Consider the following 11,902-nt stretch of genomic DNA (forward strand, 5'->3'; position numbering starts at 1 on the left):
AAATACCATCTAATACGGGGTAACTTTTGCCTTTTTTTCTTGGTAAATTTCTTAAATATTTGCGACTAAAGGTTATGTCAATTCCCACTGTATAAGGAATGGATGGACAATAATGGAAAAGAAGCCATGCTAAAGTAAGTAAAATAGCGAAGCTTAAATGGCGTTGAAATCAAAATTATTGTATGAAAAAATCGTAGAATCAGCAAAAGAAATGCTGAAGAAAGTGCGAAATAACGCATATGTTATAAAAAAGCTGGCTGTAATTGCACAAAAAAGTACAGTATAATAGCGTAGCAAAAATATGTTGCATTTCAAGAACAGCACTAACTGCATAGATAAAGCGCCTAAAATTTGGAAAAGAAGAAAATTATTTGCTTCTTATTCAATGTTGTGGAAAAACTAGATTAAATTAGAGTCGAGTTGAACAAGTTGAGTATAGATACAAGAAAAACCTGGTATTACCATTAAAGAAATGAGAATAAGGGTCTAGGAAAAATCTTGAATGTCAGTAAGTCTGCAGTATATCATAATGCGCGAAAAATGAAATTTTTGTATATTACGCCAAGACCAATTCATGATGAACAAGATAAAGGCAGACAGGAAAAGTTAAAAAAAACTTAATGAGGCTGTTGGTAAATATTCTGAACAAGAGTTATTTTTCTTTAATGAATCGCGGTTTGGCACATATTTGAAAATTGGACACGGATATTTTAAGAGGGCGTTGGATACAGGTTGAAGTAAAATTAGGTAAACAAAATTTTTTTTCTATAGTATAATTAATCCTAGAAATTTAAAGGATTCTAAGCTTATTTGCACTGAATGTCAATACTTAATTATATGAATACATTTCTTGAATAAATGTTGCAATATTTAAAAACAAGAGAAGCCTTTCTTGCATGGATTGTGCTAGTTAGCATGAGTCAAAAAATTTAAAGGTATTTTAAAATATCGAGATGATATACTTATACCATACCCACCTGAGCTTCAATCCTGTTGAGAGACTTTAGTTGTATATAAGACAGAACGTTTTGCGTAGTAAAGTCTATAATACAATTGCTTTGCTTGAGAGCGCTTTGTGTAAATTTATTACCTCTCCTTCTTGCTCTACAATTAAACAACTCTGTAGTGTCACTTATTTGACCTATTAATAATAGGAATTATTGTAAGGGTAGTGTGTGCAAAAAATTATAGTGTAGAAACAATTACACTCTGCTTCCTGATAAGAGGAACACAAGAGGAGTTCGTTGCCGGATCAATGGTGTTGAGCATGGGATAAGAATCTATAAAGCGGCTAATAGATCATATAAGATGGATTTGAGATGATGTTGTGAAAGCAAGGAATATAAAATTAAAATTATTATAAAAGAGGACGGATCTATAAGACTTGTCTAGGGTAATGAAATAATTGAGGAGCAGTTGAAAACACGTAAAGAAATGGGGATAGAAAGACAATATAAGGCAAAACCTTTACACGAAGTTTAGCATTATAACTGTGACAGTTACAACGAAAAGGTTCTGAAACAACAGGAGCTTTACCGCGATTGGCAAATGCGAGCACATCACAAGGACAACAAGTTCTCTCTGCTTAAGTGAGTAGGTAAGAGAAAGCAAGAATAGTATAAGTTGCTTGTATCTACAAGCGACTTATACTTTTATAATGAATAACAAAATACTACCAAGAAGTTTCTATGAGCGGCCAACTTTAGTTGTAGCTGGGGAGTTATTGGGAAAAATACTAAAATTTTCTAACTTCAGTGGAGTAATAACTGAAGTTGAAGCATATGTAGGAATGGATGACCCAGCTTGTCATGCAGCACGAGGCTATACTGATCGAACCTCGATAATGTTTGGTATATCAGGGTTTTCATACGTGTACTTTGTATATGGAATGTACTACTGCTTAAACATTGTAACAGAAACAGAAGGGTTCCCAGCAGCGGTTCTAATACGGGGACTAAAGCTTATTGAACCTCTTGAAGCAGTTTTAAACGGGCCTGGAATACTGTGCAAAAGATTAGATATTACAAAAGAACATAACAAACGAGATCTCACTATAAGCCACGAGTTTTGTGTTTATGAATCCCACCTCAAACCGGATTATATTTGTACTCCAAGAATTGGGATCAATAAAGGCAAAGAAAAATTTTGGCGGTTTAAAATTTTCTAACTAGGTTCTGGTGATCTTGCTTAGGTTACTTGCCAATCGGATAATCACCAGTAAAACAAGCATCACAGTATTGTGGCGCTATGTTATTACGCCTCTCTCCGTTAACAGCCTGATATAGCCCATCAATGCTTAAGAAGGTTAAACTGTTTACCCCTATGCTTGCCTCTATTTCTTCTACGGACTTACTCGTGGCAATTAAATCCTTGCGCTCTGGTGTGTCAATTCCATAAAAACAAGAATACTTAATTGGCGGGCTTGAGATTTTTAAGTGAATTTCTTTTACTCCTGCATCTCTTAGCATAACTATTATGCTTCTTAGTGTACTACCACGTACTACACTATCATCTATTAAAATTATGTTCTTGCCCTTTAAAATGTGCTTATTAGCGTTAAATTTTAATTTTATTCTAACTTTGCGTACTTCAGCGGTTGGTTGTATAAAAGTTCTTCCAATGCAATGATTGCGAATTATTCCCAGTTCTATAGGTAATCCTGAATATTTCGCGTATCCAATAGCTGCAGGTATTCCAGAGTCAGGTATTGGTACAACCATATCTGCATTGTTTTTTGGTGGACTCTCTTCTGCAAGTGTCCTTCCTATCTCTTTTCTTATATCGTATGTAGACCTGTCCTCTGACATGCTGTCTGGCCTTGAAAAGTAAACATATTCAAAGATACAGAAACTTGACTTTTGCTGAGAAAGAGGAAATACTGAGGCTAGATTACCATTTCGATCAATAGTAACTAGCTCGCCTGGTTCTATTTCTCTAATAAACTCTGCATTTACTATATCAAGAGCGCAAGTTTCAGATGCGAGTACGTAAGAACCATTTAATTTTCCTAAAACAAGAGGTCTGATTCCTGCTGAATCACGTACTCCAACAACTACTTCTCGATTAATTGCTACAAAAGAATAAGCGCCTTGTATTTGCTTTAATGCATATATGAAACTCTCTAGAAAGCTATTTTTCGTATTGATTTCTACCAAACGCGCTACCACTTCTGTATCAATATCTGATTGAAAAACACATCCCTGTTTAATCAACTGCTCGCGTATTGGAGGAATATTAATTAAGCTACCGTTATGTGCTATAGCAAAATCTCCAAATCTGTTACTTTTGCCGAGCATGGGCTGCACACCAGATTTACTGCCACTTGTTGAATATCGAACATGACCTATTGCATAATTTCCAGGCAAGGATTTTTTTATTTCATCTATATCGTCAAGTACGCTACTCACCTGACCTTGAAGATGATAAGAATGTAACTTATCGTTGTTACTTGTTGTTATACCAAAAGATTCTTGACCCCTGTGCTGCAAAGCATGAAGACCTAGTATAGAGTCAAAGGCAGCATCTTTATTGCAGCTTATACCAAATACTCCGCACTCTTCGTGTATTTCATCGAGCATAAAAACTACTGAGTAAAGTTTAATTTTACTTTAGCATAGATAAAGCACAAGCATTTTATTTACTGTCCCTCTTCAAAATTAATTTTTCTATGGAACCTCAAAAAATTTGAACAAAACGAGCTTCTATGGTTAAAATAATACATGAAGAATATAATGCTAATTGGTGGTGGAGTTGGGAATGCAGTGTTATTTTCAATAGGGAAAGCATACCTTGAAAATAATAATAAGGTTTTATACTTTGCTGGCTATAAGAAATTAAATGGTCTATTTAAACGGACACTGATAGAACATGCATCAAATGTGGTGGTTTGGGCATGTGAAGAAGGCTTAATAGAAACAAGCAGAGGTCAAGATAAATCCTTTCATGGCAATGTAGTTGATGCGATAATCTCTTATCAGCAGGGAACATTAGGTGATGCTGCAATTAATTTAAACTCCATAGATAGAATTATTGCTATCGGTTCAGATAAAATGATGAAAGCTGTAAATGAAGCGAGAAAAACAGCTTTAAAGCCATATCTGAAATTGGGCCACGTAGCAATATCATCGATCAATTCTCCTATGCAGTGTATGATGAAAGAAATCTGTGCTCAATGTGTGCAACGATATGTAAATATAAAAACAGGAGAAGAGAGTTATGCGTATAGTTGCAATAACCAGGATCAGGCTATGGAGTCTGTTGACTTTGATTTTTTAAGTGAGCGCTTGAAACAAAATAATTTGCAAGAAAAACTCACTGCAAAATGGATTGATTATGTTCAAAGATATTAAACAACAAAAGAGGAAGATAAGAGAACAATATAGAGCTGTCAGAAAAAATATTGATGAGGGTTATTTTAGTTATGCAACGAATTCCCTTATTAATCTCTTTAATCAGAACTTAAGTTACGTCAAAGGCAAAACAATTGCTGCTTATATTCCAATTGATGGGGAAATAAACGTTATACCTTTGATATATAATTTACTTGATTTAGGCTATAAAGTGGCAGTTTCTGATAAAAATAAGCTACTAAGATTTAAAAAATGGAATAAAGTAGATGAAGACATAATCCCCGATACAATTATCACTCCTATTGTTGCTTTTGATGGTCATCTCAATAGGTTAGGTTTTGGTGGTGGTTGGTATGATGCTGCGATAAAAAAGTTACGACCACTTGGGAAGGTATTTATAGGCGTAGCTTATGAAGAACAATATTATAAAGATTTACCAGTGGAAAAACATGATCAAAAATTGGATATTATAATCACTGAGATATGTGTTAGACATAGGGGTATATAACTATCAAAATTTCCTGTAATTCTAGTTAGCTCTTCTAATCTAATACCAATTTCCACTGTACAAGGAACTGGTAGGCAATAATAGAAAAGAAGCCATGCTGAAGTAAGTAAAGTAGCAAGGTTTAAAATCAAAATTATTGGATGAAAAGGTTGTAGAATTAGCAAAAGAAACGCTGAAGAGAGCGCGAAATAATGTGTATGTTGCAAAAAAAACTGAATGCTATAAAATGCTATAATTGCAGCAAAAAAGCGCAGTATAATAGCCGTAGCAGAAGTAACTACAAACAACTTTTTCAGGCTATTTGCGAAACTTGAGCTTAAGAAAAATTATATAAAACTATTTATTTATAAACTTAAAGATTTTACTAGCTCTTTCACTGCATTTACTGATTTGTTGAACATCTCTTGTTCATTGTTATCCATTTTAATCTCTAGAACCTTTTCAATTCCGTTTTTACCAATGATTACAGGAACACCAATGAACAAGTCTTTTACACCATATTCACCATTAAGGTAAGTAGCACACGGTAGTATACGCCTTTCATCACGTAAATATGATTCCAACATACATATACTAGAAGATGCAGGAGCATAGTATGCAGATCCAGACTTAAGTAAATCAACTATTTCTTTGCCGCCATTGCGAGTGCGCTTGACTATTTCATCAACTTTTTTCTGTGTGATGAGACCCATATTAATAATTTGGATAAGTGGAATGCCAGCGATGGAAGTGCAACGAATCAGCGGCACCATGGTATCACCATGTCCTCCAAGCACAAAAGCAGACACATCCTCAACGGAAATATTGAGTTCTCTTGCAAGAAAATAACGAAAGCGAGAAGAATCAAGCACTCCAGCCATTCCAACAATCATATTAGCTGGGAGGTTTGAAAATTTATGCACTACTGAAACCATGGCATCTAAAGGATTGGTAACCACTATCACAAACGCATTTGGAGAATATTTCCTAATGTTTTCACCAACTTCCTTCATTACTTTAGCATTAGTTTGGAGGAGATCATCCCTGCTCATTCCTGGCCTTCTCGCAGTGCCAGCGGTTATTATAACTGCATCAGAGTTTTTTATATCTTCATAACTATTTGTACCAGTAATATTGACACTAAATCCATCAATAGGGGATGATTCCGTTATGTCAAGTGCTTTACCTTGTGGTATTTCATCGCTAATGTCAAGCAAAATAACATCACCAAGCTCTCTTAATGCAATCGTATGTGCAAGAGCTCCACCGATGTTTCCTGCACCAATCAGAGATATTTTTTTTCTTTGTACTGTCATTTTCTACTCCTTTGTATTTGCTTTTGTAGCTTCACCTTTCCAAGGGGATAGGCTGTCAAACATACGAAAATCTTGCGGTAAGTCTATAGGATTATATACAACCTTTTTTGCCTCTATGTCATATCTAACTTCCTCATAACCAGTAAGAGGAAAGTCTTTTAACATTGGATGGCCTTTGAACCCATAATCCGTTAGAATTCTACGCAAATCAGGATGATTAGAGAATTCTATTCCATACATGTCAAAAACTTCTCGCTCGAACCATGAAGCTGTGTTAAATATCCTTGCTACGCTTGGAGACATATCACCCTCGTATAATTGAAGCTTTATATGTACCCTGATATTATACACAATACTGAGCAAATTGTATATTAGCTCAAAACGTTTCTCCCTATCTGGATAATCAACTCCAAAAATGTCAACTAATAATTCAAATCTACATTTTTCATCATCACGTAGAAAAAGTAAGTGATCTTCAATATCATTTAAAGTTGAATATATTAAAATAGTACCATCACCTTGCTGAATACATTCACATTTGATTTTTTTTTGTATGTACCTTGCAATTTTATCCATGCTATGTATTCTGAGTTCGTTTTATTTTGTTTTGTAGGCATAGCATTCCATATAGCAATGCCTCTGCGGTTGGTGGGCATCCAGGAACATATACATCAACTGGTACAATTCTATCACAACCACGAACTACTGAGTAGGAGTAATGATAATAACCGCCACCATTTGCACAACTTCCCATAGAAACAACGTATTTGGGATCTGCCATTTGGTCATAAACCTTACGCAATGCTGCTGCCATTTTGTTGGTTAATGTGCCAGCAACAATCATAACATCAGCTTGTCTTGGACTCGCACGAAACATTATACCATATCTATCAAGATCGTAACGACTGGATGCAGTGTGCATCATTTCCACTGCACAACATGCAAGACCAAATGTCATTGGCCATAATGAGCCAGATCTTGCCCAATTGATTACATAATCTATTAAGTTACCAAATTTAATAACAAAAAAACCCTCCTTCTTATAACGATTCCAGTTATCATTAGATAGAACTTGATCTGTCATAAACTTACTCCCATTCTAATGCGCCTTTATACCACTCATAGATAAAGCCTACAGTAAGTATAGCAAGAAATATCATCATAGACCAAAATCCACAATAGCTTATTTTAGATAAGGAAACAGCCCAAGGAAAAAGAAAGGCAATTTCTAAATCAAATATTATGAATAATATTGAAACTAAGTAAAACTTAATGTCAAAATTTTTTCTTGCTTTTGATAAAGGGTTAAAACCGCACTCATATGTAGAAAGCTTTTCACTATCTGGTTTGTTTGCTGCAAGAAACATAGGCAATACACCCAAGGCGAGAGATACTATAATTGATACGCAGATGAAAATTGCTATGGTTAAATATTCACTCATTTCAAAACATGTAGAAAGCAACGCTACGAGTTTACATGCTTTCCTAATCTTTTACCACCTAAAACATGCATATGAAAGTGCGGTACAACTTGTTCCCCGTTTTCACCATAGTTAGTAACTAATCTATATCCTGTTTTTTCTAGGTTATATTTATATGTTATCTCTCTTACAGTTTTAAAAAAGCTCACTATTTCCTCTGCAGAAGCTTTTAAAATAAAATCATCATATGAAATATATTGATTTTTTGGTACAACTAAAATATGAACTGGTGCATCAGGGTACTTGTCATAAAATGCCAACACATTCTTATCTTCATAAACCTTCTTGCAAGGTAAATCACCCCTTAATATTTGAGCAAAGATGTTATTGCTATCATAATCTTTATTGCTCATGCTTTAAGGGGCACGACCACCTTTTTCTCTTCCTGGGTTCAGAGCAGGTGTAGATAATGGGTTCTCTGTTTTACTGTTAGAGATATTCCCCTTAAAGTGTAGTTTAGATTCGTTACCAATAGCTTCCCTCAACTTGCCTTCTAGTTCCATGCCTTTGGAAGTGTTTTTTTCAGCTTTTATATGATACATTCTCAAGGGATCAGTCATATTGCTTTGAGTAATGAATTCACTAGATTCTGATGGCTGCTCAGTATACCCACGATACAATTTTTCGGCAATACCATACAGTAGTTTCTGGTCTGTGTGAACTTTAAATTCTCCACCAGTAATTTCTGCCAGACCTTTGAGGTTTTCATTCACTTTATTGTAAATTTTGCAAATGACAAGTTGTTTTATCCCTTCTGGACTCTTTCCTTTATATTCAGGACCAGCTTTAATGCCATTGGTAATTTCCTTAACATCAACTTCAATTATAACTTCGTTTTTTTCCCTAAAAATATTTATATCTGGTAAATTGTTTTTTATTTGATCTAACTGCTCTTGGCTCAAATAAGGTATGTCTCCTATCAAAGCCCTTGATGCTTTAAATATAACCCTTTCTTTTCCTTTCTCTTGCTCTGTTACGTGTACACCAAGATCTTCACTAGCTTGTGTGATTTTTATGAGTGGGCAGTATTCTCTAGGTGTCTTGCCAACAACATAACGCCAACCATTTTTTATGTCGTGCCATATTTCGCTACGAGACTTAGACTGATTTTTTAGTTGAAAAGGATATATTATTGTACCCTTAAATAAAACCCATAAACCCCTACCTGCACCCTTAAATAAGACTACCACACCTTCAACTAGAAAATCTCGCGTTTCCAAAGCTGCGTTTTTAGCTTTACCTAATATAGAAGTAGACCCTTTGCTTGGAATATCTTCTTTTTTACCTTGTTCCATACATATCCTCAAAGTATTCTAACACTAAATACTATAGTATATTCTAAATTGTAGATAAAAACATTTAAACTTCTACATCTAGTATAAGTGAAGTTATAGAGATTGCAACTGTTATTTGCACATTGTCTAAAACGTGAGGTATTTTCGCTGCTTTTATTATTAATTTACTTTAAAACTGAGCTATGTTTGTGTGGAATACTAATAATATTATTGATGCCACTGGCGGAAAAGGAAAGGGTGGTTGCTACAACTTAAATATTTCAACAGATACAAGAAACATAAAAAAAGGTGACTTGTTTATCGCACTTAAAGGGGAAAACTTTGATGGACATGATTTTCTACATGAAGCCTTTTTGAAAGGAGCAGCAGCTGCGATAGTGAGCGAAGACAAATATAGAAATCTTCCTTTAATTGTTGTGCAAGACACTCTAAAAGCTTTGCACGATATGGCATCGTATTACATCAGAAATGTTCTTGTTAATGCTGAAGTTATTGCAATTACAGGTAGTGTAGGGAAAACTACCACGAAAGATATGCTATATACTGTCTTATCGCAGTATGGGGTGTCTCATGTGAATGATGGTAATTTGAATAACAACATAGGGTTACCTTTAACGATTCTAAAAGCTCCAGAAAACTGCCGGTACTTAATTCTTGAAATGGGGATGAATAAAGCTGGTGAGATAAAAGAATTATCAAAAATTAGCAACCCAAATATTGCAGTTATTACCAACATCGAACCTGTACATGTTGAAAATTTTTCGTCGCTATTTGATATTGCACAAGCAAAATTAGAAATTCTGTGGGGTATGAAAAATAGCGGTACTTTGATCCTAAACAGAGATAATGGATATTATGATTACCTCTCATCGCGCGTTAATGGAAATGTAATAAGCTTTGGTAGGAGTGAAAGCGCTACAGTTTGCTTGTTGAATGTAGCAGAAGGTGATGGGGGACTAAGTTTAAAGATTAGACTGAATAATAATCGGATTATGAACTGCAATTTATGTGTACGAGGCGAACATTTTGTATACTCTGTACTGGCTGTTGTGGCAATTATGCAAAATCTTGGACTTAATTTGTCAAAATTACCACTTACACTTCAGAATTTTAGTATAACAAAAGGTAGAGGTAGTGTTCATAAAGCTGAATATAATGGAAAGTATATACATCTGATTGATGACTCCTATAATGCCAGTCCTGCTTCAATGAAAGCTGCAATAAGAACTTTGGGTACTTATTCTAATTGGAGGAAAGTAGCATTGCTTGGTGATATGCTAGAACTTGGCAACGAAAGTGTAGCATTTCATATAAAATTACTTGATTATATCATAAAATATGACGTGGATAAAGTTTATACGGTTGGTAAATTTATGTTAAAATTGTACAGTCTTTTACCAGATAATATAAGGGGTACGCATTTCAATGATTCTAATCAATTGAAAAGCAACCTAGCTAACATTGTTCAAAATAATGATGTAGTTCTGGTCAAGGGTTCGCGTGGAGTGAAAATGGATCTTATAGTGCGAGGATTCATAATAAAATATTAAATGAAACTGTTGTATTAATCTAGGGTTAAGTTATTAGAAGTTTTAATCGTGATAAAACGTGTAGTTATTTTTGGTGGAACAGGGTTCATAGGAAAACATATCGTAAGACGTTTGGCAACAACGGGGTATTTGATAAGGGTATTTGCCCGCAACCAAGAAAAAGCTGCTTGGTTAAAGTTATGTGGCAATTTAGGACAAATATCTATATTTAAAGGCGATTTTTTTGACGAGGGGTCAATTTTGGAAAGTGTGGAAGAATGCGATGTGGTTATAAATTTAGTGGGAATATCATATGAAGTAAAAAAGCACGGTTTCTACGCTGTTCATGTTGGGATAGCTGAGAAAATAGCAAGAGCTGCAAAAATAAAAAACGTGCCTATGATGATACATTTTTCTGCTATGGGAATAGAAAACAGCAAGATGTCAAAATATGCTGAAAGCAAATTGGAAGGTGAAAAAGCTGTAACTGCAGCATTTCCAGAAGCAGTAATAATTAAGCCAAGTCTTGTATTTGGTAAAGAAGATAACTTCTTTAATAAATTTGCAAGACTAGCAACTGTTCTTCCTTTCTTACCGCTAATTGGCAGTGGTACAACTAAGTTTCAGCCAATATGTGTAACTGATTTAGCTGAGATGGTATACCGCATTATCAGTCTTAATAAACAAGATAAGAAGATTTATAATATAGGTGGACCGAAGGTCTACTCTTTTAAAAGCTTACTAAAGTTTATCCTGAATGTTACTAACAGAAGATGCTTATTAATCAATGTATCTTTTCCAATGGCAAAGCTAATAGCTTTCTTCTTAGAAAGTAAAATCATTTCTATATTATTAAAACCCATAACCGGGGATATAAACCCTGTGCTTACTCGAGATCAGGTGAGAGTTATGGGAAGTAGATTAATTGAGAAATCAACTGATCTTGAAACGATAAAAATCCGGCCGTTGTCAATTGAAAACGTGGTACCAGAGTATTTGAAGGTTTATAGAAAATATTAATAAAAGAGTGCGCGCCCAGTAGGATTTGAACCTACGACCCACAGCTTAGAAGGCTGTTGCTCTATCCAGCTGAGCTACGGGCGCACAACATATATAAAATGCTTCTCAGCGCGTATAAAGTCAAGGTATTTCGTGTAAATGCAATGCTTGTAGCAAATTCTTGCAAGACCTTATCACTCTGGTATGCGGTGTTAATTTTTTCTGGATCAAATACTAACATTAATCTCATTGTTAAATAATCAAATAAGTAGCATTGTAGAGTTGTTTTATTGCGGAGTGAGAAAGAAAAGTAATAAATTTGCACAAGGTGCTCTCAAGCAAGCTAATTGTATTATGGACTTTATTGCACAAAGCGTTCTGTTTTATATACAACCAAAGTCTCTCAATAGGATTGAGCTCTGGTGAGAGCGATAGTAGGTGTATAA

The 11,902-nt window shown here is 34.8% G+C and carries 13 protein-coding genes, 1 tRNA gene and 2 pseudogenes; 8 read left to right on the top strand and 8 right to left on the bottom strand.

The annotated features are described in order from the left end of the window. The first annotated feature begins 157 nt into the window (after positions 1–157). Positions 158–1,148 (top strand): annotated as a pseudogene (locus GO684_RS01530) (transposase). 509 nt (positions 1,149–1,657) lie between these two features. Next, positions 1,658–2,167, top strand: coding sequence for a DNA-3-methyladenine glycosylase (locus GO684_RS01535; protein WP_175938309.1), 510 nt, complete (start codon positions 1,658–1,660; stop codon positions 2,165–2,167). A gap of 25 nt (positions 2,168–2,192) precedes the next feature. Here GO684_RS01535 and purF read toward each other — a convergent pair whose 3' ends face one another. After that, positions 2,193–3,578, bottom strand: a complete 1,386-nt coding sequence (purF, locus tag GO684_RS01540) for an amidophosphoribosyltransferase (RefSeq protein ID WP_175938310.1) — start codon at positions 3,576–3,578, stop codon at positions 2,193–2,195. A gap of 141 nt (positions 3,579–3,719) precedes the next feature. Between purF and GO684_RS01545 the strand changes: the two genes are divergently transcribed. From GO684_RS01545 to GO684_RS05965, 3 genes and pseudogenes are all read left to right on the top strand, one after another. Continuing rightward, entirely contained in the window at positions 3,720–4,349 is a 630-nt protein-coding gene (locus GO684_RS01545; protein ID WP_175938312.1) for a ferredoxin reductase domain-containing protein, read from the top strand. Beyond that, positions 4,333–4,857, top strand: coding sequence for a 5-formyltetrahydrofolate cyclo-ligase (locus tag GO684_RS01550; protein WP_175938314.1), 525 nt, complete (start codon positions 4,333–4,335; stop codon positions 4,855–4,857). The genes GO684_RS01545 and GO684_RS01550 overlap by 17 nt, the downstream gene beginning before the upstream one ends. Before the next feature lie 136 nt (positions 4,858–4,993). Then, positions 4,994–5,133 (top strand): annotated as a pseudogene (locus GO684_RS05965) (IS630-like element ISWpi10 family transposase); the annotation flags it as partial. 68 nt (positions 5,134–5,201) lie between these two features. On the opposite strand, the gene mdh reads toward GO684_RS05965, so the two are convergent. The 6 genes from mdh to GO684_RS01580 are packed head-to-tail and all read right to left on the bottom strand — an operon-like array spanning position 5,202 to position 8,928. Then, entirely contained in the window at positions 5,202–6,152 is a 951-nt protein-coding gene (mdh, locus tag GO684_RS01555; RefSeq protein WP_175938316.1) for a malate dehydrogenase, read from the bottom strand. A gap of 3 nt (positions 6,153–6,155) precedes the next feature. Continuing rightward, positions 6,156–6,728 carry an NADH-quinone oxidoreductase subunit C gene (locus GO684_RS01560; RefSeq protein WP_175938318.1) on the bottom strand — a complete coding sequence of 191 codons (573 nt, stop codon included), beginning with the start codon at positions 6,726–6,728 and terminating at the stop codon, positions 6,156–6,158. 1 nt (position 6,729) lies between these two features. Then, the gene (locus GO684_RS01565) at positions 6,730–7,236 is read right to left on the bottom strand and encodes a NuoB/complex I 20 kDa subunit family protein (RefSeq protein ID WP_175938320.1); all 507 of its coding nucleotides are present in this window, start codon (positions 7,234–7,236) and stop codon (positions 6,730–6,732) included. A gap of 4 nt (positions 7,237–7,240) precedes the next feature. Continuing rightward, positions 7,241–7,594: an NADH-quinone oxidoreductase subunit A gene (locus tag GO684_RS01570; protein ID WP_175938322.1), complete on the bottom strand. Its 354-nt coding sequence runs from the start codon at positions 7,592–7,594 to the stop codon at positions 7,241–7,243. 23 nt (positions 7,595–7,617) lie between these two features. Then, positions 7,618–7,986 (bottom strand): HIT domain-containing protein, encoded by a 369-nt coding sequence (locus GO684_RS01575; RefSeq protein WP_175938324.1) that lies wholly within the window; start codon positions 7,984–7,986, stop codon positions 7,618–7,620. Between the two features lie 3 nt (positions 7,987–7,989). After that, positions 7,990–8,928 (bottom strand): hypothetical protein, encoded by a 939-nt coding sequence (locus tag GO684_RS01580; RefSeq protein ID WP_175938326.1) that lies wholly within the window; start codon positions 8,926–8,928, stop codon positions 7,990–7,992. Positions 8,929–9,110: 182 nt separating this feature from the next. On the opposite strand from GO684_RS01580, the gene GO684_RS01585 reads away from it, so the two are divergent. Both GO684_RS01585 and GO684_RS01590 read left to right on the top strand, forming a co-directional pair. Then, positions 9,111–10,478 (top strand): UDP-N-acetylmuramoyl-tripeptide--D-alanyl-D-alanine ligase, encoded by a 1,368-nt coding sequence (locus GO684_RS01585; RefSeq protein WP_175938328.1) that lies wholly within the window; start codon positions 9,111–9,113, stop codon positions 10,476–10,478. Positions 10,479–10,526: 48 nt separating this feature from the next. After that, positions 10,527–11,477, top strand: a complete 951-nt coding sequence (locus tag GO684_RS01590) for a complex I NDUFA9 subunit family protein (RefSeq protein WP_175938330.1) — start codon at positions 10,527–10,529, stop codon at positions 11,475–11,477. A gap of 10 nt (positions 11,478–11,487) precedes the next feature. Here GO684_RS01590 and GO684_RS01595 read toward each other — a convergent pair. Next, positions 11,488–11,561, bottom strand: a tRNA-Arg gene (locus GO684_RS01595). A gap of 144 nt (positions 11,562–11,705) precedes the next feature. On the opposite strand from GO684_RS01595, the gene GO684_RS01600 reads away from it, so the two are divergent. Continuing rightward, positions 11,706–11,882: a hypothetical protein gene (locus GO684_RS01600; RefSeq protein ID WP_175938332.1), complete on the top strand. Its 177-nt coding sequence runs from the start codon at positions 11,706–11,708 to the stop codon at positions 11,880–11,882. Positions 11,883–11,902 lie beyond the last annotated feature (20 nt).

Source organism: Wolbachia endosymbiont of Litomosoides brasiliensis (assembly GCF_013366805.1).
GTDB lineage: Bacteria > Pseudomonadota > Alphaproteobacteria > Rickettsiales > Anaplasmataceae > Wolbachia.